The following is a 21,490-nucleotide window of genomic DNA, read 5'->3' on the forward strand; positions in this document are numbered from 1 at the left end:
GCGACGGGCTCAGCCGGCGCGATAGTAGTCTGCTTCGCCGACGATCGTGTTCACGAGCCGGCCAATCCCTTCGATCTCGGTCACGACCTCGTCGCCCGGCTTCGTGTCCGCCAGCCCCTCGGGCGTGCCGGTCAGGATCAGGTCGCCCGGCGAGAGCGTCATGAAGCCGCTGATGTGCTCGATCAGCGCGGGCACGTCGAAGATCATGTCGCGCGTGCTGCCGCGTTGCGTCTCCTGGCCGTTCACCGTCGTGCGCAGCGTCAGGTCGCCCGCATCGCCGATCTCGTCGCGGCTGACGAACCACGGCCCGAGCGGCGTGCAGGTGTCGCGGTTCTTCACGCGCAGGTTCGGGCGGTAGTAGTTCTCGAGATAGTCGCGGATCGCGTAATCGTTCGCGACCGTATAGCCGGCCACGTAGTCGAGCGCCTGCGCGCGGCTCACGTTGCGCGCGGGCCGGCCGATCACGACGGCCAGCTCGCACTCGTAATGCATGTGGGTGGCATCCGCCGGGCGCACGGTGCGCGACCGGTGGCCGATGAACGTGCTCGGCCCCTTCAGGAAGATCAGCGGCTCGCTCGGCGCCTTGAACGCGAGCTCCTTCGCGTGGTCGGCGTAGTTGAGACCGAGCGCGAACGTCGTGCGCGGCGCGACGGGCGGCAGCCATTCGACCTTCTCTTCCGCGACGATTCGCCCCGTATCGAGGCGGATCGCACCGTCGCCGGCCGGTTCGGCCGCATGCAGTGCGCCGTTGTAGATCACGCGCGCCGTCTTCATCGTGCTTCCTCCGCAATCAGCGTGTGCCGCAACGTGCCGATGCCGTCAGCCGAAATCTCGATCGTGCTGCCCGCGCGGGCGCGCGGTGCGCCGCCCGGGACGCCGAGCAACAGCACGTCGCCCGCGTCGAACGACATGAAGGCCGTCACGTCGGCGATCAGCTCGCGCACCGGACGAATCAGCGTGGCCGTCGAAGCGGACACAGACACCTCGCCATCGATCCGCACGGTCAGGCCAATCGCGTCGACATCGCCCAGCGCAGAGGCCGGCACGATGGCCGGGCCCAGCGGGCAGAAACCATCGCGGCACTTGAAGCGCACGGCCGGACGGTAGTAATCGGGATGCGGCACCGACACGTCGCTCACGAGCGTGAAGCCGTGAAGGTAGTCGAGCGCCCGTTCGGCCGGCACGCGTGTCGCGCGGCGGGCAAACACGACGGCCACCGACGCACCGATCTCCAGCGCGTCGACACCGGCCGGCACGACGACGGCCGCGCCGTCGCCCGCATGCGTATTGGCGGGCTTGATGTACAGGATCGGCGCCTGTGGCGGGCGCCCGTAAGGCGGTGCGTTCACGGCGTCGCCGAGCGCGTCGAGCGCCGCGCGCTCGTTGAGCAGCGCACCGTAGACGGTACCGATGGCGACCGGCAACGGCGGCGCCGCGGCGGTCGTACAAGACAGCTCCATGCGTCATTCCCCTGCCGCGCGTCGCGGCGCATCGTCAATAGTTAATATCTTAAGTAAACAATCGAACGCTGGCAACCTCGATTACCCTGATAGGCGAAATTCACTCCCCGCGGCTGTTAAGATTGATGCGTCCCCGTCCTCTGCCCTCCCCGATGAACCGTACGCTCGACCACCGCAACCTGGCCATGCTGCTGCTCGAGGCCCGCGAAACGCTGATGGGTCTGTTTCGCCCCATTCTCAAGGAATTCGCGCTGACCGAACAGCAATGGCGGATCATCCGCGTGCTCGACGGCGAACCGGCGCAGGCGCTCGAAGCGGGACAGATCGCGCGACGCTGCTGCATCCTGAGCCCGAGCCTTACGGGCGTGCTGGAACGGATGGAGCGCGACGGCCTGATCACGCGCACGCGCGCGCAGGAAGATCAGCGCCGGCTGTTGGTCAGCCTGACGCCGCAAAGCAGGAAACTGGTCACGGAAATCGGTCCGAGGATCGACGAGCAGTACCGGCAGCTCGAATCGCGGTTCGGCCAGGACGGCCTCGAAGACATCTATCGCGCACTCGACCGGCTCATCGAGCTCGGCGGCAACACGTGAAAACGGCGCCCGTTCCCGCCAACCGCGGGAACGGGCGCCGGTGCGGCGCGGGCGGTCAGTGCACCGTGCCGCGGATCAGCTCGGTCACGGCCACGCCGCGCGACGTGCGCATGCATTCCTCGACGTAATCGATGAACGGCAACGGCTCGAAATCGATTTCGTCGCGCACGCGGCGGTTGTCGAACACGCGATCGACCGTCGCGAATTCCCCGCAGCGCTGCAGTGCCCGGCCGATCACGCGTTCGAGTGCCGGATCGGTCCGCCCCAGCACATCGCGCACCACGAGCGGCAACTCGGCCGGCGCACACGCCGCATAGCGCGGCGCGCCCGTCATGCCCGCCGCCTCGTCCATCGCACGCACGATCTGGGCGACCTGCGGCGCCTCGTCGCCGGCCGACACGTGATACAGGTCGTGCGCGAGCGTCGGCTTGACGGCCAGCAGCATCGTCGCACGCGCCACGTCGTCCACCGACACGATGTCGATGCGCGTCATCGGCCGCGCGGTGAAGCGGCGCGCGGCATGCGCGAGCCGGAACATCCAGAACGAATTCGGCGCGGGCCGCGTACCGAGCACCGTGTGGCCGACCACATGCGACGGCCGCACCACGACGAGCGGCAGCCCGAGCGCCCGCAGGCGCTGCTCGGTCTCGGCCTTCGCATGCAGGTAGCCCGCCGCGAGCACCGCACCCGGCAAGCCTTCTTCGTCGCGCGCGACGTCGTTCGCCGCATCGGCCGCGGCTTCTTCCTGCACGATCCCGCCGCGGCCCGCATGCGCATAGGCCGTGCCGACGTACACGAAGCGCTGCAGGCGCGGCGCCCGGGCGAAGCGTTCGGCGAAGCGCACCGCATCGGCGATATCGGCCCGCAGGTGCGCGCCGTCGGCCGGCGACGCATGGCCTGCGCAATGAATCACGTGCGTCGCGGCGGCGAGGCGCGGGGCGTCGGCGCCCTGCCACACGTCGCCGAGCGCACCGACGATCACGTTCGCATCGGTCAGGCGCGACGCCCAGTACGGCGCCAGCCCCGCGCGCAGCGCCGCTTCGCGCAGCCGCGCGATGGCGTGGCCGCGATCCTGCGCACGCACGACGCAGACGATGCGGTCGAGCAGCCCCGCATTGACGAGCGCCGTCAGTACGGTACTGCCGATGAAGCCGGTTGCGCCGGTCAGCACCAGCCGCCCGACGTTCGCCGCCGCGACCGGTGCGCTGGCCGGCGACACGAGGCTCGTCCGCCAGTTGAGCGACAACGCGGTTTTCCAGATCAGCACGATAGTCTCCTTCGAAGAGTCGGCCGGGCGGCGCGACGCCCGCGGTTGCGGGCTGCGCACGGCTCACCGGCCGGGCCGGGGCCTGACGCGCGCCCCGGCAGTCCCGATCGGGCGTGCGGCCTGCGATCGCGTCGATCGCGTCTCTGGCACGAGGCGGCGGCAGCCGCCGAGGACGGGCGTCCGCGGCACTGGATCGGGAACATCCCAGTGTGGGGCCGGACCGCAGGCAAGTCTGTCCCGAAAGTTTCGTGAAAGTGTGCCGATTTGTATGGGATTGTCGGAGTCTGTCGTCCCGGGCGCGCCGTCAAGACGCCGCAACCTCCGGTCGGGCCGCTTTTCGGCGGTGCGGTACGTCTCGGCTCGACCCGGTTTCCGCAGCCGGCCGCACGCGACAGATCGACGCGCCTCGCGGCCATGTCATCCCATGTCTCGATGATCGGCCCGGCACGCATCAGCACCGCGATCGCCGGTACGCGCGGGTTTGCGCACGGTGCCGGAATAACCATGCATCATCAGACGTCGTTCCATCTGAAACCGCGATGCACTCGATATGAATTTATTGCGGATTATCACTTGCGTTTCACACCAGTCTATCTAGACTGGTCAAGTCAAAACGGTCGAATGCATCACTTTTTTAGGAGACGATCACAATGCGCCTCACCATTCGGATTAATGGCAGCGAATCGGCAACCCGGAACGCCTTCGCGGTACTGTGGGTCGATACCGACGAGGGGCTGTGGTCGCGCGAAGCACACCAAGGCATGGATCTCCCGACCTGGGGCAAGGTCCGCGACGTGGAGGGCGCAATGGCGCTCTGCGCGGCCGACAGCGGGAATGCCGTGTGCCAGTTGAAGGGACTGTCGTTCGACGCGACGCAGCGCGAACAGGGCCCCGCGGTGCTCGCCGGCAATCACCCCGCCGCGTGGCGACTGCAGGCGGTCGACCGCTGCACGAGTGAGCCGGAATACCGGGAATTCATTTCCGTCGACCGATAGAAATTATCGATGTAATTCGTCTGCGGTTTTCGGGTTTATTCCGGTTTCAGCGATATTTATTTCGATATTCAGCATTAACGGCGCCCCGTTTCGGGGCGCTTTTCATTTTCCGGTTTAAAGAAATAACCGCGAACCGATCAATTGATCGCCCACCGGGGAGATCGGCATCGATCCGTACCTGAAATCGCCAGCCCTCCGATTTACAGGTCGCGAATCGCCGGCCTTTCATCGTCCGCCGCATCCGTGAAAGGCCGCTTCCCGCGCACCTTTTCCGCCCTGTGTCAGCGCGCCGATAGCCGCTTTTTCTGGGGGCCGGAACATACTTTCCCCACACGGCGTTTACTCCTTTATTACAATCCCATTATTCAGACTGACTCGCCGCCCTCGGGCGGCCCGACCCGGCCATTGCATGAGCGTGAAAAAGAAGACCCACCCCGCCGATCCGTACGCGGCCGCGACCAAGAATCCGATGCTTGCGTCGCGCCTGCCGATGTGGCGCTCGAAGCTGATCGTGATCATCGTGTTCCTCGCGTTCGCCGCGCTGATCGGCCGCGCCTTCTGGGTGCAGGTCGCGAACAAGGAGTTCTACGTCGGCCAGGGTCAGAAACGCTACCAGCGCACGATCGAGCTCGACGCGACGCGCGGGCGCATCGTCGACCGCAATGGCGCGATGCTCGCCGTCAGCCTGTCGACCTATGAAATCTGGGCGAACCCGAAACAGGTCGCCGACACCGACTACCCGCAGATCTCGAAGCTGCTCGACATGCCGCTCGCCGAGGTCAAGCGGCGCCTCGGCAACGACAAGACGTTCGTGCTGCTCAAGCGGCAGGTCGACGCGGACACCGCGGGCAAGCTGGACAAGCTCGCGATCGACGGCATCACGCAGATCGCCGATTCGAAGCGTTTCTACCCGGAAGGCGAATCGGCCGCGCACGTGGTGGGCTTCACGAACGTCGAGGACAAGGGCCAGGAAGGCGTCGAACTCGCCGCGAATGCGCGCCTGGTGGGCACGTCCGGGCAGCGCGAGGTGATCCGCGACCGGCTCGGCCGCATCGTGTCGGACACGCGCCCGCTCGTCCCGGCGCAGCACGGCGCCACGATCGAACTGACGATCGACCGCCGCATCCAGCAGCTCGCGTTCAGCCAGCTCAAGGCGGCCGTGGTCGAGAACAACGCCGTGGCCGGCAGCGTCGTGGTGCTCGACGCGCAGAACGGCGAGATCCTCGCGCTCGCGAACTATCCGACCTTCGACCCGAACGACCGCGCGCGCCTCACCGGCCAGCAGTTGCGCAATCGCGCGGTGATCGACACGTTCGAGCCGGGCTCGACGATCAAGCCGCTCGTCGTCGCGCTGTCGATCGACGAGCGCAAGGTCACGCCGAACACGATCATCAACACGTCGCCGGGCACCTACAAGATCGGCCCGGCCGTGATCCACGACACGTCGAATCACGGGTCGCTGACGGTGTCGCAGGCGTTACAGAAGTCGAGCAACGTCGCGCTCGCGAAGCTCGCGCTGAACCTGCCCGCCGAAACGATCTGGAACAAATACCAGGAATACGGGATCGGCCGCGCGCCGGAACTCACGTTCCCGGGCGTCGCGTCGGGCCGGCTGCGCGGCTACAAGCGCTGGCGGCCGATCGAGCAGGCGACGATGGCATACGGCTACGGGCTGTCGATGTCGCTGCTGCAGATCGCGCAAACCTACACGGCCTATGCGGGCGACGGCACGCTGCACCCGGTGTCGCTGCTGAAGAACGGCACCGACCAGCAAACGATCGATGCGCATCGCGGCCACCGCGTGACGTCGCCGCAAACGGCCGCGGCGATCCGGTCGATGCTCGAGATGGCGGTCGGCGAAGGCGGCACGGGGCGCCGCGCGCGCGTCGACGGCTACCGGATCGGCGGCAAGACGGGTACCGCGCGCAAGCAGGTCGGCGCAACCTATGCGAAAGGCAAGTACCGCGCGCTGTTCGCCGGGATGGCGCCGATGAGCAACCCGCGCCTGATCGTCGCGGTGATGATCGACGAGCCGCGCGGCAAGGGCTATTACGGTGGCACGGTGGCCGGCCCGGTGTTCGCGTCGGTCACGAGCGGCTCGCTGCAGTTGCTCGGCGTGCCGCCCGACGCACCGGTCGAGCCCGAGAAAACCCCGCCGGCGAAAGCCGTTGCGCCGCAGAAGACGGTGGCGGCACCGAAAACGGCGGCGACGCAGGCCAGGACAGCCGCTGCGCCGAAAACCACCGCATCCCTGAAGACTGCCGCGCCGTCGAGAACACCAGCGCAGGCAAACACGGCGGCGGGGTAATCGACCCAGGCCGAGCGACGCGCCGCCCCGCCGTGTCGCACCCCGACAACCTCGTCGCCGCCTCACACTTCCCCGCCATCGGGCACCGTCCCACTTTCCAGGAACGCCGCGCATCATTTGAGCGTTCCCGCTGCCTCCTCCTACAATTTTTTTGCGCGCGTCGGGCAGCCCTGCCCGCGTGCGCGACTACAACAAAGGAGAGAGACGCATGCGATTCCACTGGAAGACGCTCGCACTGGCCACCGCGAGCGCGGCACTGGTCGTCGGGGTGCCCGCCCATGCCGCCGACCCCGCCGACGTGAAAATCGGCTTCCTCGTCAAACAGCCGGACGACCCGTGGTTCCAGGACGAATGGCGCTTCGCCGAGCAGGCGGCGAAGGAACGGCACTTCACGCTGATCAGGATCGCGACGCCCAGCGGCGAAAAGGTGTCGACCGCGCTCGACAGCCTCGCCGCGCAAAAGGCGCAGGGCGTGATCATCTGCGCCCCCGACGTGAAGCTCGGCCCCGGCATCGCCGCGAAGGCGAAGCGCGCGGGGATCAAGCTGATGTCGGTCGACGACCAGCTCGTCGACGGCCGCGGCGCGCCGCTCCAGGGCGTGCCGCACATGGGCATCTCCGCGTACAAGATCGGCCAGCAGGTCGGCCACGCGATCGCGGACGAGACGAAGCGGCGCGGCTGGAATCCGGCCGAGGTCGGCATCATCCGGATCGCATACGACCAGTTGCCGACCGCGAAAGAGCGCACGACCGGCGCGGTGGACGCGCTCAAGGCCGCCGGCTTCCCGGCCGCGAACGTGATCGACGCGCCCGAAATGACGGCCGACACCGAAGGCGCGTTCAACGCGGCGAACATCGCGCTCACCAAGCATGCGAATTTCAAGCGCTGGGTCGCATTCGGCTCGAACGACGACACGACGGTCGGCGCGGTGCGCGCCGCCGAGGGGCGCGGCATCGGCGCCGACGCGATGGTCGCGGTCGGCATCAACGGCAGCCAGGTCGCGCTCAATGAATTCGCGAAGCCCAAACCGACGGGTTTCTACGGCTCGATCCTGCTGAATCCGCGCCAGCACGGCTACCAGACGAGCATCAACATGGTCGACTGGATCACGAAGAACCAGGCGCCGCCGCCGCTCGTGCTGACGTCCGGCACGCTGATCACGCGTGACAACGAAAAGCAGGCGCGCGCCGCGCTCGGCCTGTGAGCCGGTACAAGGAGCCGACATGACACGCACCACCCTCGTGACGGGCGCCGCCGGCGGCATCGGCCAGGCGCTGTGCCGCACCTTCCTCGCCGCGGGCGACCGCGTGCTCGCGCTCGATCGCGACCGCGCGGCGCTCGACCGCTTCCTCGATACGCTCGACGACGCGCACGCGACGCCGGTCGTCGACGACCTGACCGACGTCGAGCAGCTGCGTTCGCTGCTCGAATCGCAGCCGCCAGTCGACGTGCTCGTCGCGAACGCGGGCACGGCGGCGTCGACCACGCTGCGCGACACGACGCCCGCCACCTGGCGCACGGATCTCGACGCGAACCTGACGGCCACCTACGTGAGCGTCGAAGCCGTGCTGCCCGGCATGCGGGCGCGCGGGCGCGGCGCGATCGCGATTATCGGTTCGGTCAACGGCGTGCATGCGCTCGGGCATCCGGCGTACAGCGCGGCGAAGGCCGGGCTGATCAGCTATACGAAATCGCTCGCGATCGAATTCGGCCGCGACGGCGTGCGCGCGAACATCGTGCTGCCGGGCACCGTGAAGACACCCGCGTGGCAAGCGCGTGTGGCGCGCAACCCGCAGGTGTTCGAGGCGTTGAGGAAGTGGTATCCGCTCGACGATTTCGCGACACCCGACGACGTCGCGCAGGCTGCGCTGTTCCTGTGCTCGCCGGCTGCGCGGATCATCACCGGTGTGGCGCTGCCCGTCGATGGCGGCCTGCTGGCCGGCAATCGCGTGATGGCGCAGGAACTGACGCTGGAGACGTTCTACTGAAACGGAAGCACGCAGGGCCGGCGGCCGCCCGGGCCGCCGCGCCCCGCCCGGCACGCGGCGCGATGCCGCGCGCCGTCAATGCGCAGCGGCCGCAGCCGGCTTCGTCATCCTGCCGAGCACGTGCTCGGTCATTCCGCGCGCGAGTTCGGTCTCGCCCATGAACACGGTGCCGATGCCCTCGTTCGACAGCAGCGCGGCCTCGTCGCCGCTGTTCGTGCACAGCACGACCTCGAGCGCCGGATTCAAGGTGCGCGAGATCTCGACGATCTGCCGCACGTCGAACACGTCAGGCAGCGTGACGACCAGCATCCCGGCACGCGCGATATGCGCCTGCACGAGCACGATCGGCTCGATCGCGTCGCCCGACACGGCCGCCACACCTTCTTCACGCAGCTTCTCGACGAGCTCGCGATTCTGCTCGACGACGACATACGCGATGCCGCGCTCGTCCAGCGCGTGCGCGATGCGCGTACCGACCTTGCCGTAGCCGACGATCACGACCTGCCCCGTCAGGTGCGTCTGCGGCGTCGACATCGGCAGCGCGGCGAGCGGATCGTCGCGCGCCTCGAGCTTGCGCGCGAACGCCGAATGCTTGCGAATCCACGCGAGCGCCGGATCGATCATCGCGAACAGCAGCGTGTTCATCGCGATCGAGATCAGCGCGACGGCCAGAATCAGGCTCTGCCCCTCGGCCGACAGCAGCCCGAGCGCACGGCCGAGCCCGGCGAGGATGAACGAGAACTCGCCGATCTGCGCGAGACCCGCGCCGACCGTCAGCGCGGTATTCAGCGGATAGCGGAACGCGATCACGAGCGCGACCGCCGCGAGCGTCTTGCCGATCACCACGATCGCCGCGACCTCGATCACGTGCAGCGGCTCCGCGAGCAGGATCTTCGGGTCGAACAGCATCCCGACCGAAATGAAGAACAGCACCGAGAACGCGTCGCGCAGCGGCAGCGTCTCGTCGGCCGCGCGCCGGCTGAACTCCGACTCGCGCATCATCATCCCGGCGAAGAACGCGCCGAGCGCGAACGACACGTCGAACAGCTTCGCCGCGCCGAACGCGATGCCGACCGCGGCCGCGATCATGCACAGCGTGAACAGTTCGCGCGAGCCGGTGCGAGCGACGAGCCACAGAATGCGCGGAAACACGCGCTTGCCGACCACCAGCATCAACGCGATGAACGCCGCGACCTTCAGCATCGTGACGCCGAGCGTGCCCCACACGCTGCCGCCGGCCGCATGCGCGTCGCCGGGCGGCGTACCGCCGAGCAGCCCCGCGACGGGCGGCAGCAGCACCAGCACGAGCACCATCACGAGATCCTCGACGACGAGCCAGCCGACCGCGATGCGCCCGTTGACCGTCTCGACCAGCCCGCGCCCTTCGAGCGCACGCAGCAGCACCACCGTGCTCGCGACCGACAGCGCGAGCCCGAACACGAGCGCCGCGCCAACGCTCCAGCCCCAGGTGAGCGCGAGGCCGCCGCCCAGCAGCGTGGCCACCGTAATCTGGACGATCGCGCCCGGCAGTGCGATCTTGCGCACCGCGAGCAGATCGCCGAGCGAGAAATGCAGGCCGACGCCGAACATCAACAGCATCACGCCGACTTCGGCGAGCTGCTGCGCGAGCGACAGGTCGCCGACGAAGCCGGGCGTGCCGGGGCCGATCACGATCCCGGCGAGCAGATAGCCGACGAGCGGCGGCATTTTCAACAGCGACGCGAAATAACCGAAGACCATCGCGAGACCGAAACCGGCCGCGAGCAACGCAATCAGGCTGACGTCATGAGGCATCCCCCCTCCCGAAGTTCTTGTAACTATTTAGTAAGGTTCAAGAATGAAAGGATAAGGGATGAGGCGGAAAAATGGCGCGCCGCCGCGAAAAATTCACGCGGTGGCGCGCCTTTGCGGGGTGCAACCCCGGCGAAAAGAAAGGCGCCGCGCGGATGCGGCGGCGCCCTGAAGCCCATCGGACAGGCGGGGCTGGCGCCCCGCCGCCCCGTCAACGCGACGCTTGCGGGAACCGTGCGCCCGGCGGCGCTTCGGGCCGGGTCGACGGCACGCTCTTGCGCACCTTCGCGACCTGCGCGGCCGTCACGGCAGCACCCGTGTTGCCCCAGCTCGTGCGCACGAAGTTGGACACGTCCGCGACTTCCTGGTCCGACAGGCGCCAGCCGAACGGCGGCATCGTGAACGTCGACGGCGCGGTGCGCGTCCCCTGCAGCGCGCTGCCTTCCAGCACCACGTGGATCAGCGAGGTCGGATCGTCACCCTGCACGACCGGGTTGCCGGCCAGCGCCGGGAACACGCGCGTGTAGCCGTGGCCGTCGCTGCGGTGGCAGGCCATGCAGTTGTCGCGATAGACGGCCGCGCCCGGCTTGCTCGCGTCGCCGGTCTGCAGCGCCTTCGCGGCGGCCGCGTCGTACACGTGCGGCTGCTCGCCCTGCACGCGCGGCGGCAGGGTCTTCAGATAGCGCGCGATCGCGTTCAGATCATCGTCGGTCATGTGCTGCATGCTGTGGCCGACCACGTCCGTCATCCCGCCGAACGCGGCCGTGCGCAACGTGCGGCCCGTCTTCAGGAACTGCACGATCTCGGTTTCCGTCCACGTGCCGAGGCCCGTGCGCGGCTCGCCGCGCAGGCTCGTCGGCACCCAGCCGTCGATCGCCGCGCCGCCGGCCAGGAAGTCCGGGCCGTCCGCGTCGGTCAGCCCGCGCTCCTGCATGGTCGGCGCGCGCGGCGTATGGCATGCGCCGCAGTGGCCGAGACCCTGTACGAGATACGCACCGCGCGCGACCACCGGATCGGTGTACGGCGCCGCGTCGAACGGCTTCGGCGTCGGCGCGAACATCTTGCGCCAGATCCCGAGCGGCCAGCGCATCGACAACGGCCACACGATGTCGACCGCGCGGTTCTCGTGCTCGACCGGCGCGACGCCGTGCATGAAGTACGCGTACAGCGCCTTCATGTCGTCGTCGGTCAGGCGCGCATAGGACGGGAACGGCATCGCCGGATACATCGTGTCGCCGTTCTTGCGCACGCCTTCGCGCACCGCGCGCGTGAAGTCCTCGACCGTCCAGCCGCCCAGGCCCGTTTTCGGGTCCGGCGTGATGTTCGTCGAGTAGATCCCGCCGATCGGCGTGTCGAATTTCAGCCCGCCCGCGAACGGCTTGCCCCCGCTCGCGGTGTGGCACGCGATACAGTCGCCTGCCCGCGCGAGGTATTCGCCGCGCTTGATCAGTGCCGCGTCGGCGGATGGGGCCGCGGGTGCGGCCGCCGGGCCGGAAGCCGCCGCGGGTGCGGCCGGCTGCGCCAATGCCGCCGTGCCCGCGAAGCCGAACGCGGCCCAGGCCGCACCGGCCGCCAGCGCGCGCGTCATCCGGCGCGCGACGTTGTGGTTCATCGTCCTCTTCATACGGTCACCAGCGGGGCGGGATTTTTCAGGTATTGCTCGCGGATCGCACGTGCCGACCAGTAGGCCAGCGCCGCGATGATCCCGGTCGGGTTGTAGCCGATGCCCTGCGGCAGCGCCGATGCGCCCATCACGAACACGTTGTGCACGTCCCAGCACTGCAGGTAGCGGTTCAGCACGCTCGTCTTCGGGTCGGTGCCCATGATCGCGCCGCCGACGAGGTGGGTCGTCTGGTACTGGCGCGAGTCGAAGTGCTTGCCGAATTCGCGCGTCGATACGCCGATCGCCTTCGGCCCCATCGCTTCCGCGATCTTCTTCATCTGGCCGGTCACGTACTGCGCCATCTTGATGTCGTTGTCCTTCCAGTCGAAGGTCATCCGCAACAGCGGCTGGCCGTACGAATCGCGATAGGTCGGATCGAGGTCGAGATACACGTCGCGGTACGACATGTTGGTGCCGTGCGCGTCCATCGAGATCGTGTGCGCGTAGTTGTCCTTGACCGCCTTCTTCCACGCCGAGCCCCACTGCGGCGTGCCGGGCGGCGTCGCGATGCCGCTGATCGGCTTCACGCCGGCCTGGTTCACCCACAGCGGCGAGCCGCCGACGAAGCCGAGCGGGCCGTGGTCGAAGTTGTCCGCGTTGAAATCGTCCACCGCGACGCCGTTGCCGCCCGCGCCGATGAACGGATTCGTGTAGGTGTCCTTGTCGAAGTACGCCTTGATCGTCGACAGGTTCTGGTACGCGAAATTGCGCCCCACGACGCCTTCGCCCGAGATCGGGTCGTACGGCTTGCCGATGCCCGACAGCAGCAGCAGGTGCACGTTGTGATACTGGAACGCGGCCACGATCACGAGATCCGCCGGCTGGTGCACTTCGCGCCCGGCCGGGTCGACGTAGGTCACGCCCGTCGCGCGCTTCTTCGTATCGTCGAGGTCGACGCGCAGCACGTGGCACTTCGAGCGCAGCTCGAAGTTCGGCGCCTGCTTCAGCGCGGGCAGGATGTTCAGGTTCGGCGACGCCTTCGAGTACATGTAGCACGCGTAACCGCTGCAGTAGCCGCAGAAGTTGCACGGGCCCATCTGCACGCCGTACGGGTTGGTGTACGGGCCCGACGTGTTCGCCGACGGCAGCCGGTACGGATGCAGGCCGAGCGACTTCGCCGCATCGGAGAAGCGCTGCGCCGAATAGGTATTGAGCTGTGCCGGCAGCGGGAAGTTGTCGCTGCGGTTCGCTTCGAACACGTTGCCGTCGCCGACCACCTTGCCGCCAACCTTGTACGCCTGCCCCGACGTGCCGAACACCTTCTCGGCGAAGTCGAAATGCGGCTCGAGCTCCTCGTAGGTCACGCCCGTGTCCTGGATCGTCATCCCTTCGGGGATGAACTTCTTGCCGTAGCGCTCTTCATAGTGGCTGCGCAGGCGCAGCTCTTCCGGCGTGATCCGGAAATGCACGCCCGACCAGTGCAGCCCCGCGCCGCCGACGCCTTCGCCCGGCAGGAACGCGGCGAGCTGCCGGTACGGCAGCGCGGTGTCCTGCAGGCCGTGACGGATCGACACGGTCGTCTTCGACAGGTCGAGGAACAGCTTCTTGCGGATGTTGTAGGTCAGCTCGTCGATCGTGTTCGGATACGCGCCGTCCGGATAGGTGTCGCGATACTCGCCGCGCTCGAGCGCGACGACGTTCAGGCCCGCTTCGGTCAGTTCCTTCGCGAGAATCGCGCCGGTCCAGCCGAAGCCGACGATCACCGCATCGACATGCGGTTTTTTCTCTGCGGCCATCAGCTGCGCTCCCCGTTGATCGAGACGGGGCCGTACGGATACGACTTGCCGTTCTGGTTGACGAAATCCATGAAGTCCGCGCGCGCGCCCGGAAAGCCGATCATCTTCCACGCGGCCATGTCGTGATTGCCGCCATGCACCGGATCGCAGAAGTACCCTTCGCGCGTGTTCTGCAGCAACTGACCGAAGAACACGCCGGGCGGCACGTCGTCGATCTGCGCACCGCCCTTCTCCAGCGCGCCGAGCACGGTGTCGCGCGTCGGCGCGTCGAGATCCGCGAACGCCTTGCCGTGGGTCTTCTCGCAATAACGGTTGACCGCCGCGATGCCGAGCCGGTAGATGTCGCGCGGCACCAGCTTCAACTGGTAGCCGAGCTCGGGCACGCCTTGCTGGAACGGGCCCTGCATATACCAGGTGGCGCCGTGCGCATACGGCGTCTCCATCTGGCGGTCGATGAATTCGGGCACGCCCGATTCGAGCGCGCCGGGACCTTCGGCGTCGGCCGGAATCAGCCGGTCGACGGCGGCCTGGACGAACGCCCATTCCTTCGCATCGAAGAAGGTCGGCTTGTACGGCGCGCGTTCGGCGTTGGCCGATGCACCGGGCGCGTTGCCGGTCGTCGCGGAAGGCGACGACGAACGCAGGTCGCAGCCGGCGACCGACGCGATCGGCACGAGCGCGACCGACGTGCGCAGGAAACGGCGGCGCGAGTTGGGTTTGTCAGGTGGCGTGGACATGGTCGGATGTTGATCGTTGGGGCTCGGGGCCCGGACGCGCGCACTCCGCATGCGGCATGTCCGGCATGGCAGCCATGCCGCATGCGGCTGGCCGTCCTGTTCTTTCGTCTGTTGCGAACAACCTCGCTGCAGGCGCCGCCCGTGCCGTGCACGACAGCGCCTTCATGCAGCCGCGCATCGCGCCAATTCAGGTCGCGCTGCACGGATCGGCTTCTTTGCGAGCCTTATCATCTGACAAATACCGGCATCTGCCTGCATCTGCCCTTCATCGCTCATGACCCTCATTCAACTTAGACGCCGCGTTTGCCGACAGCAAGCGCGACGTGCACGACCCTCTTTAGGGTCCGGCGACAAGTGCCGCGAATTATAAATGGAACCGGTTCCATTGAGTGTCGTATCAATGCAATTCAATGCATCGAAAATCGCAACAATTGAAAAATCCGGGAGTCGGAACCGACAAGAATCGCGTGATGACCGCCTGATGCAGGCGTCAGCTAGACGATTGTTGTGTGGCGAGCGGCGCCGAAGGCTGTCTCTTTCCAGCCACGCGGGGTGCCCGGGGGTGCCCTTTTGCGCGGTGCTCTGGTAGCCTCCGCGTCTCATGAAACCACACAAGAAGAATGAACTGCCGGCGACCGACGCGACCGGCATCAGCCGAATGCTCAGCTACCTGCTGCGCCACGCGCCGCAGTCGATCGGGCTGCAACTCGACCCGGAAGGCTGGGCCGACATCGACGAACTGATTACCGGCGCGGCCCGCCACGGGCACCGCCTCGATCGTGCGACGCTCGAAACCGTCTGCGCGACGAACGACAAGCAGCGCTTCGCCCTCTCCGACGACGGCCGCCGCATCCGTGCGGTACAAGGCCATTCGACGCCCGTCGTGCAACGCCGCTATCCGGCCGCGCAGCCGCCCGAGCGCCTGTATCACGGCACGGCGACGCGCTTCCTGGATTCGATTCGGGCGCAAGGGCTGAAACCCGGCGCCCGTCATCACGTGCATCTGTCGCCGGACATCCGGACGGCACTGGCCGTCGGCACGCGCTACGGCGTGCCCGTGATACTCGAGGTCGATGCGCAGCGCATGCATCTGCAAGGCCATACGTTCTTCGTCGCGGAAAACGGCGTATGGCTGACCGACACCGTGCCGGCGGAATTCCTCAAAGAGATGGACGGGCCCGCGCGCTGAGACGCGCGCTCACCACGGCCAGAACATCGACGCGATGGACAGCGCCAGCGCCGCGCAAAGCGGCGAGTAATACAGCGTGTCCATGCGTGCGAAACGCGACCCGCGAATCCGCTTGAAGAAGCCGACGTAACGGAAATCGCCGACGGCCCGCACCGCGAAGATCAGTGCGAACGCAACGACCGCGAACGAGATCGTGCCGGGATACGTGTTCGGCCCCAGCCAGCCGGCACGCGCGGCAACCACGCACGCGCCGCCCAGCAATGCCACCGCGACCGCGAGCGTGCCGATTGCGGTCGGCCGCAATAACGGCTCGCCGTCCTGCTCCGGAATGGCCGCCCCCTTGCCGCGCCGCCCGCCCAACGCCCAGTAGACGTGAACGAGCGCGATTGCGCAAAGCGTCGGCACGCTGAAATACGCTCCGGTCATGTCGGTCAATGCCCTCGTGTCGTTGTCTCGTTATCTCGATGTGTTGCCGGCAGCGTTCCGGCGCGCGGCCTCGGCCCGCGACACACGTGACGATACCGAAACCCGGCAACCCGTGCATTGCGACCGCCGGTCGCAACCCGCCACCCGTCACCCGTCACCCGCGGCAGCAATGTTGCGATGCAGTGCGCGCGCCGGTGCACGCGGCCCGGCCGCTTGACTTCCCTCCGCGCACTACTACCCTGTTATTCCAGTACTGCGGTCGATACGCCGCTGCGCGATCGGCCGCACGGGCATCGTTCGCCGCATGGCGCACCTGCACGACAACGATAACGAAGGCCATGGAGGCGACTCATGCTGATCGGTGTGCCGAAAGAGATCAAGAACCACGAATATCGCGTGGGCCTCACGCCGGCCGGCGCGCGCGAACTGACGCGGCACGGCCATCGCGTATTGGTGCAGCGCGGCGCGGGTACGGCGATCGGCCTGCTCGACAACGACTACACGGCCGCGGGCGCATCGCTCTGCGACGGCGCCGACGAAGTCTTCGCGCGCGCCGACATGATCATCAAGGTCAAGGAGCCGCAGCCGGCGGAATGCGCGATGCTGCGACGCGGGCAGATCCTTTACACGTACCTGCATCTCGCACCCGATCCCGACCAGGCGGCCGCGCTCGTGAAGTCCGGCGCCGTCTGCATCGCCTACGAAACCGTGACGGGCCCGGGCGGCGGCCTGCCGCTGCTCGCGCCGATGAGCGAGGTGGCCGGGCGCATGTCGATCCAGGTCGCGGCGACCCACCTCGAAAGCCCGCGCGGCGGGCGTGGCCTGCTGATGGCCGGGGTGCCCGGCGTGCCGGCCGCGCATGTCGTCGTGCTCGGCGCGGGCGTGGTGGGCACCGGCGCCCTGCAGATGGCGGTCGGCCTCGGCGCACGCGTCACCGTGCTCGATACCAACGTGAACCGGCTGCGCCAGCTCGACCTCGTCTTCGCCAACCGGATCGCAACCGTCTGCTCGAATGCACACACGATCGACGAAGCCGTGCGCGACGCCGACGTCGTGATCGGCGCCGTGCTCGTGCCGGGCGCATCGGCGCCGCGGCTCGTCACGCGCGACATGATCGCGACGATGCGCACGGGAGCGGTCGTCGTCGACGTCGCGATCGACCAGGGCGGATGCTTCGAGACCTCGCATGCGACGACGCACGCGGACCCGACCTTCGTCGTCGACGGCGTCGTGCACTACTGCGTCGCGAACATGCCCGGCGCAGTCGCGCGCACGTCGACCTTCGCGCTGAACAACGCGACGCTCACCCATGCGCTCGCGCTCGCCGACAAGGGCTGGAAGCAGGCGATGACCGACGATCCGCATCTGCGCGCGGGCTTGAACGTGTGCGACGGACACATCACGTACGAAGCCGTCGCGCTGGCGCTCGGCCTGCCCTATGTGCCGGCGACCGGCGTACTGGCATGACGTGACCGCATTCATGACCGGCCAGCCGCCGACGGCACGCGCCGCCGGCTGCGTTCACGCGCCCTTCGCGCCGCCGCTGCGCTTCGACGCGCCGCCCGCTCCCATCGTGCGTGCAAGCAGCGGCTTCAATTGCGCGAGCGTGCGCGTGTTCAGCACGTCGGGCCGCGTGAGCCAGCCACGTCGCGCCTGATCGACGCCGTACGCGAGATTGTCGAGTTCGTCCGCACTGCACGCATCCGAGCCGATCGCCACCGGCACGCCGGCCTTCGCGGCCTCGCGGCACCAGACGTCCGGCAGGTCGAGCCGCCGCGGCTGCGCATCGAGTTCGACGAAGCAGCCGCGCGCCGCGGCGTGCGCGATCACGCGCGGCACGTCGAGTTCGCATGCGTCGCGCTCGCCGAGCACGCGGCCCGTCGGATGCGCGAGAATCGTGAAATGCGGATGGTCCATCGCGCGCAGCATGCGCGCGGTCTGCGCGTCGCGCGACAGTTCGAAGCCGTCGCGTACCGCACCGACCACGAGATCGAGCCGGCCGAGCATCGCATCGGGCACATCGAGGCTGCCGTCCTCGCGAATGCTCGCCTCCACGCCCTTGAGCAGCACGAAATCGTCGAACGACGCGTTGAGGCGATCGATCTCGTCGAGCTGCCGGGCAAGCCAGTCGAAGTCGCCGCGGCTGCCGCCCGCGTGCGGTGCCCGGTCGGTGATGGCCAGGTACGCGAACCCGCGTGCGCGTGCCGCATCGGCCATCGCACGCAGGCTGTCGCGGCCGGCCGACGCGTCGGTATGCGCATGCAGATCGCCGTGCACGTGCTTGCGCTCGACCAGTGCCGGCAGCTCGCCTACCCGCGCGGCGTCGATCTCGCCGCGATCCTCGCGCAACTCGGGCGGCACGTCGTGCAACCCGATCGCCGCATAGACCGACGCCTCGGTCGCGCCGGCAATCCGTTCGTCGCCGCGAAACACGCCGTATTCGTTGATCTTCAGCCCGCCGGCCTGCGCGATCCTGCGCAACGCGATGTTGTGCGCCTTCGATCCCGTGAAGTAGACGAGCGCCGCGCCGAACGCATCGGCATCGACGACGCGCAGGTCGACCTGCAACCCGCTGGCGAGCACGACGCTCGACTTCGTCTTGCCGTGCGCGAGCACGCGCGCGACCTCGCCATAGCCGACGAACGCTTCGGCGACGGCCACCGGATCACGTGCGGTGACGAGGATGTCGAGATCGCCGACCGTCTCGCGCCGGCGGCGGAAACTGCCGGCTGCCACGGCCTGGCCGACGCCCGCGATCGCGCGCAGGCGGTCGAGCAGCGGCAGCAGCGAGTGCGCCGCATCCGGCAGCAGGAAACGTTGGGGTTCGCGCTTCAGCCGGTCGTCGATCGCTTCGAGCAGATGCGCTTCGGTTTTCGGGCCGAAGCCCGGCAACTCGCGCACGTGCCCGCTCTTCGCTTCCGCGCGAAGCTGCTCGAGCGAATCGACGTGCAGCATGTCATGGAGCGCCTTCACCCGCTTCGCGCCGAGCCCCGGCACGTCGAGCAGCTCGACGATCGCGCCCGGCAGCGCGTGGCGCAGCGTTTGCTGTAGTTCGCAGGTACCGGTCGCGGCGATCTCGCGCAGCTTCGACGCGAGATCGGGCCCGATCGACGGAATCTTCCCGAGATCGTCGCCGTTCGCGATCATCGTCGGGATATCGCGCCCGTAGTCGGCAATCGTCCGTGCTGCGTTGCGATAGGCACGCACCCGGAACGGATTGGCGCCCTGGATCTCGAGCATGTCGGCAATCTCGGCGAACACGGCCGCGCATCCGGCATTGTGGATCGGCATGATCGGCGTGGCTCCCTTCCACGTGGATGGCGCCGCACGCATGCGCGACGGCGTCTGCCCGCCCGGCGCCGCATGCTGACGCCGCCGGGCGCCCGTTCATCATCGTACGCCGGCCGCGCCGCGCGTGCAGCGCCACGATCGCGACGACGTCAGCGTCAGAGGGAGGCACGCGGCGTCGTGGCGTATTGCCGCTCGTAGATCGACTGGCAATGCGTGCAGCGTTCGGCGGCCGGGCGCGCCAGCAGGCGCTCGTAGCCGACCGAGCCGTCGCAGTCGATGCACTCGCCGTAGCTGCCGTCGCGCATCCGCTGCTGCGCGCGGCCGATCGCGCGCAGCTCGGTCAGTTTCATGCCGATCAACGCATGATCGACGTCGACGAACAGATCCGCATTGGCCTCGTCACCCTCGTCCGGCGCCGCGCCGGCGAGGTCTGCATAGGACTCCGACGCGCGCTGGTCTTCGCTGGTACGGATCTCCGCTCGCAACGTCTGCTCGCTCTCGTTCAGCCGCTGTTTCAGCGTCTGCCGTTGTTGTGGGTCGAGCGCCATGGCCGTCTCTCCTGTTCCGGGTTCCGCGCGGAGCATTGCGGCGCGCGGTGTCGCGCCGGTGCGCGGCGGGCCGGCGTCACCGCCTGCCACCGTGTCCGGATGTGCGCCCGGCGACACGCAGTGCCGGACGCATTCGACGCAGGATAAACCCATTGAACACGCGTGTGTTGACCGGAATCAGCGTGCGCTGCAGCACTCGCCCGACGCGCGCCGGAACTGGGGACCGACGGTAAATCGCGACATCGTCGAATGCGGTTATCGCAGACGCCGCCGGGGTCGCCCGCCCCGTGTGCAACGTTGCGTCATCGCACGTCAAGCATCGGCACGGACGATGTCGATCAACGTGCGCGCCGAGCGCTGCCAGCTGTACCGGTGCGCGTGCTCGCGGCCCAGCGTGCGCAGCCGTGCCCGCAGTTCGGGATCGTCCATGACGCGGGCAATCGCCGCGGCGATATCCGGCGGTGAATAGGCGTCGCAGAACAGCGCTGCACCGCCGCAGACTTCGGGAAGCGCCCCTTCGTGCGACACGATGACCGGGCAGCCGCACCGCATCGCCTCGAGCGGCGGCAACCCGAATCCTTCGTAAAGCGACGGAAACACGAAGCAGCCTGCGTGCTCGTACAGCGCCTTCAGCTCGCCGTCGGTCACGTAACCGGCCCATGTGACGTACGGATCGTCTTCGCGCAGGCCCGCCGCGCGTGCGCCGAAGACCTTCGCATTGGCGCCCCCCGCGATCACGAAGCGCAACGTCGGGTGCGACTCGCGCATCAGCGCCACCGCAGCCAGTGCGCGCACGAGATTCTTGCCGGGCGCAAGCGACCCGACAAACAACACGTAGCGGTCCGTCTCGAGATTCAGGCGCGACAGCACGCCGGGATCGGCATCGATGCGGTCGATATGATCGACCGCCCCCGGCACGACCGACAGGCGCGCCGGCGGCACGCCAAGCCGCGCGGCCAGCCGCGCCCGCGAAAAATGCGAGACCGTCACGATATGGCGCGCACGTCGCTTCATGATCGAGAACGCGAAGCGGTACCAGAGGCGGAACGCCATCGAATAGCCGGCCGGCAGATCGAAAATCGCCGCGTCATGAATCATCAGCAGTTGATCGCGCTTGACCAGCGGGCCAATGTTGCAAAGGCTCAGCAAGGTCCGGCCGCGCGTCGTGCGCGGCAGCGTCCATTGTTCCCACAGCGTGCCGTGCCGGCGCCCGGACGTCAGCGATCGCGCGCCGGCCGGCATGGCCGCCGGATCGTGATCGGACGGCACGACGAGCGACGGGGCATCGTCGGCGTTCGCGATCCGCGCGAGCTCGGCCGTCAGTTCGTATGCCACGCGCTGAACGCCCGTCATGCGCTGCGCGGTGAATTTCCCGTTGATGGCGAGCCGGCGCGGCCGCGCGGCATACGCGGCCGTGCCGGCGCCCCGCTCCGCGCGCGCTTCCTGCAATACCGGTGCGCTTCGCTCTCGAATCGACGTTGACATGATCGTGACCATT

General features: G+C 68.0%; 18 protein-coding genes. 7 read left to right on the forward strand and 11 right to left on the reverse strand.

The features are described 5' to 3' along the window. Positions 1-9 precede the first annotated feature (9 nt). Together CFB82_RS26545 and CFB82_RS26550 are read right to left on the reverse strand one after the other, a co-directional pair. Positions 10-774: a fumarylacetoacetate hydrolase family protein gene (locus tag CFB82_RS26545; protein ID WP_089485932.1), complete on the reverse strand. Its 765-nt coding sequence runs from the start codon at positions 772-774 to the stop codon at positions 10-12. Continuing rightward, the gene (locus tag CFB82_RS26550; protein WP_089485933.1) at positions 771-1,460 is read right to left on the reverse strand and encodes a fumarylacetoacetate hydrolase family protein; all 690 of its coding nucleotides are present in this window, start codon (positions 1,458-1,460) and stop codon (positions 771-773) included. The genes CFB82_RS26545 and CFB82_RS26550 overlap by 4 nt, the downstream gene beginning before the upstream one ends. Before the next feature lie 152 nt (positions 1,461-1,612). Here CFB82_RS26550 and hpaR point away from each other — a divergent pair, with 152 nt between their 5' ends. Then, positions 1,613-2,053: a homoprotocatechuate degradation operon regulator HpaR gene (hpaR, locus tag CFB82_RS26555; protein WP_039356885.1), complete on the forward strand. Its 441-nt coding sequence runs from the start codon at positions 1,613-1,615 to the stop codon at positions 2,051-2,053. A gap of 55 nt (positions 2,054-2,108) precedes the next feature. Here hpaR and CFB82_RS26560 read toward each other — a convergent pair whose 3' ends face one another. Beyond that, positions 2,109-3,320, reverse strand: coding sequence for an SDR family oxidoreductase (locus tag CFB82_RS26560; protein ID WP_089485934.1), 1,212 nt, complete (start codon positions 3,318-3,320; stop codon positions 2,109-2,111). 650 nt (positions 3,321-3,970) lie between these two features. On the opposite strand from CFB82_RS26560, the gene CFB82_RS26565 reads away from it, so the two are divergent. The 4 genes from CFB82_RS26565 (at position 3,971) to CFB82_RS26580 (ending at position 8,611) form a co-directional block, all read left to right on the forward strand. After that, a complete protein-coding gene (locus tag CFB82_RS26565) occupies positions 3,971-4,315 on the forward strand; it encodes a DUF3564 family protein (protein WP_069251422.1) in 345 nt (114 codons plus the stop codon). Between the two features lie 409 nt (positions 4,316-4,724). After that, on the forward strand, positions 4,725-6,623 hold the full coding sequence (locus CFB82_RS26570) for a peptidoglycan D,D-transpeptidase FtsI family protein (protein WP_089485935.1): 1,899 nt from the start codon (positions 4,725-4,727) through the stop codon (positions 6,621-6,623). A gap of 208 nt (positions 6,624-6,831) precedes the next feature. Next, positions 6,832-7,827 (forward strand): arabinose ABC transporter substrate-binding protein, encoded by a 996-nt coding sequence (locus CFB82_RS26575; protein ID WP_089485936.1) that lies wholly within the window; start codon positions 6,832-6,834, stop codon positions 7,825-7,827. 19 nt (positions 7,828-7,846) lie between these two features. Beyond that, positions 7,847-8,611 carry an SDR family oxidoreductase gene (locus CFB82_RS26580; protein WP_089485937.1) on the forward strand — a complete coding sequence of 255 codons (765 nt, stop codon included), beginning with the start codon at positions 7,847-7,849 and terminating at the stop codon, positions 8,609-8,611. A gap of 75 nt (positions 8,612-8,686) precedes the next feature. Here CFB82_RS26580 and CFB82_RS26585 read toward each other — a convergent pair whose 3' ends face one another. From CFB82_RS26585 to CFB82_RS26600, 4 genes are all read right to left on the reverse strand, one after another. After that, positions 8,687-10,405: a cation:proton antiporter domain-containing protein gene (locus CFB82_RS26585; protein WP_069251419.1), complete on the reverse strand. Its 1,719-nt coding sequence runs from the start codon at positions 10,403-10,405 to the stop codon at positions 8,687-8,689. A gap of 208 nt (positions 10,406-10,613) precedes the next feature. Further along, entirely contained in the window at positions 10,614-12,026 is a 1,413-nt protein-coding gene (locus CFB82_RS26590; protein ID WP_089447500.1) for a c-type cytochrome, read from the reverse strand. Next, complete coding sequence (locus CFB82_RS26595; RefSeq protein ID WP_069251417.1) at positions 12,023-13,801, reverse strand: GMC family oxidoreductase; 1,779 nt, start codon at positions 13,799-13,801, stop codon at positions 12,023-12,025. The genes CFB82_RS26590 and CFB82_RS26595 overlap by 4 nt, the downstream gene beginning before the upstream one ends. Continuing rightward, complete coding sequence (locus CFB82_RS26600) at positions 13,801-14,538, reverse strand: gluconate 2-dehydrogenase subunit 3 family protein (RefSeq protein ID WP_039356908.1); 738 nt, start codon at positions 14,536-14,538, stop codon at positions 13,801-13,803. The genes CFB82_RS26595 and CFB82_RS26600 overlap by 1 nt, the downstream gene beginning before the upstream one ends. Positions 14,539-15,139: 601 nt before the next feature. Between CFB82_RS26600 and CFB82_RS26610 the strand changes: the two genes are divergently transcribed. Further along, positions 15,140-15,727: an RNA 2'-phosphotransferase gene (locus CFB82_RS26610; RefSeq protein ID WP_089485938.1), complete on the forward strand. Its 588-nt coding sequence runs from the start codon at positions 15,140-15,142 to the stop codon at positions 15,725-15,727. 9 nt (positions 15,728-15,736) lie between these two features. Here CFB82_RS26610 and CFB82_RS26615 read toward each other — a convergent pair whose 3' ends face one another. After that, a complete protein-coding gene (locus tag CFB82_RS26615; protein WP_089458066.1) occupies positions 15,737-16,153 on the reverse strand; it encodes a DUF3995 domain-containing protein in 417 nt (138 codons plus the stop codon). Positions 16,154-16,504: 351 nt separating this feature from the next. Between CFB82_RS26615 and ald the strand changes: the two genes are divergently transcribed. Then, a complete protein-coding gene (gene ald, locus CFB82_RS26620; protein ID WP_089485939.1) occupies positions 16,505-17,620 on the forward strand; it encodes an alanine dehydrogenase in 1,116 nt (371 codons plus the stop codon). A 54-nt stretch (positions 17,621-17,674) separates the two neighbouring features. Here ald and polX read toward each other — a convergent pair whose 3' ends face one another. The 3 genes from polX to CFB82_RS26635 all read right to left on the reverse strand — a co-directional run bounded on the left by polX (position 17,675) and on the right by CFB82_RS26635 (position 21,477). Then, the gene (gene polX, locus CFB82_RS26625) at positions 17,675-19,444 is read right to left on the reverse strand and encodes a DNA polymerase/3'-5' exonuclease PolX (RefSeq protein WP_089485940.1); all 1,770 of its coding nucleotides are present in this window, start codon (positions 19,442-19,444) and stop codon (positions 17,675-17,677) included. Positions 19,445-19,599: 155 nt separating this feature from the next. Continuing rightward, positions 19,600-19,992, reverse strand: a complete 393-nt coding sequence (locus CFB82_RS26630) for a TraR/DksA family transcriptional regulator (RefSeq protein ID WP_039357354.1) — start codon at positions 19,990-19,992, stop codon at positions 19,600-19,602. Positions 19,993-20,304: 312 nt separating this feature from the next. Beyond that, positions 20,305-21,477, reverse strand: a complete 1,173-nt coding sequence (locus tag CFB82_RS26635) for a glycosyltransferase family 4 protein (protein ID WP_174943768.1) — start codon at positions 21,475-21,477, stop codon at positions 20,305-20,307. Between the last annotated feature and the right edge of the window lie 13 nt (positions 21,478-21,490).

Origin of the sequence: Burkholderia sp. HI2714 (assembly GCF_002223085.1) — a bacterium.
GTDB classification, from domain to species: domain Bacteria; phylum Pseudomonadota; class Gammaproteobacteria; order Burkholderiales; family Burkholderiaceae; genus Burkholderia; species Burkholderia lata_D.

What these genes read in the sequence shown, in the direction of transcription:
- CFB82_RS26610 (WP_089485938.1), top strand. Translation starts at nt 15,140, where the DNA reads ATGAAACCACACAAGAAGAATGAACTGCCGGCGACCGACGCGACCGGC.
- CFB82_RS26630 (WP_039357354.1), bottom strand. Translation starts at nt 19,992, where the DNA reads ATGGCGCTCGACCCACAACAACGGCAGACGCTGAAACAGCGGCTGAAC.
- ald (WP_089485939.1), top strand. Translation starts at nt 16,505, where the DNA reads ATGCTGATCGGTGTGCCGAAAGAGATCAAGAACCACGAATATCGCGTG.
- CFB82_RS26565 (WP_069251422.1), top strand. Translation starts at nt 3,971, where the DNA reads ATGCGCCTCACCATTCGGATTAATGGCAGCGAATCGGCAACCCGGAAC.
- CFB82_RS26585 (WP_069251419.1), bottom strand. Translation starts at nt 10,405, where the DNA reads ATGCCTCATGACGTCAGCCTGATTGCGTTGCTCGCGGCCGGTTTCGGT.
- CFB82_RS26570 (WP_089485935.1), top strand. Translation starts at nt 4,725, where the DNA reads ATGAGCGTGAAAAAGAAGACCCACCCCGCCGATCCGTACGCGGCCGCG.
- CFB82_RS26550 (WP_089485933.1), bottom strand. Translation starts at nt 1,460, where the DNA reads ATGGAGCTGTCTTGTACGACCGCCGCGGCGCCGCCGTTGCCGGTCGCC.
- CFB82_RS26590 (WP_089447500.1), bottom strand. Translation starts at nt 12,026, where the DNA reads ATGAAGAGGACGATGAACCACAACGTCGCGCGCCGGATGACGCGCGCG.
- CFB82_RS26595 (WP_069251417.1), bottom strand. Translation starts at nt 13,801, where the DNA reads ATGGCCGCAGAGAAAAAACCGCATGTCGATGCGGTGATCGTCGGCTTC.
- CFB82_RS26545 (WP_089485932.1), bottom strand. Translation starts at nt 774, where the DNA reads ATGAAGACGGCGCGCGTGATCTACAACGGCGCACTGCATGCGGCCGAA.
- CFB82_RS26575 (WP_089485936.1), top strand. Translation starts at nt 6,832, where the DNA reads ATGCGATTCCACTGGAAGACGCTCGCACTGGCCACCGCGAGCGCGGCA.
- CFB82_RS26615 (WP_089458066.1), bottom strand. Translation starts at nt 16,153, where the DNA reads ATGACCGGAGCGTATTTCAGCGTGCCGACGCTTTGCGCAATCGCGCTC.
- CFB82_RS26635 (WP_174943768.1), bottom strand. Translation starts at nt 21,477, where the DNA reads ATGTCAACGTCGATTCGAGAGCGAAGCGCACCGGTATTGCAGGAAGCG.
- CFB82_RS26580 (WP_089485937.1), top strand. Translation starts at nt 7,847, where the DNA reads ATGACACGCACCACCCTCGTGACGGGCGCCGCCGGCGGCATCGGCCAG.
- hpaR (WP_039356885.1), top strand. Translation starts at nt 1,613, where the DNA reads ATGAACCGTACGCTCGACCACCGCAACCTGGCCATGCTGCTGCTCGAG.
- polX (WP_089485940.1), bottom strand. Translation starts at nt 19,444, where the DNA reads ATGCCGATCCACAATGCCGGATGCGCGGCCGTGTTCGCCGAGATTGCC.
- CFB82_RS26600 (WP_039356908.1), bottom strand. Translation starts at nt 14,538, where the DNA reads ATGTCCACGCCACCTGACAAACCCAACTCGCGCCGCCGTTTCCTGCGC.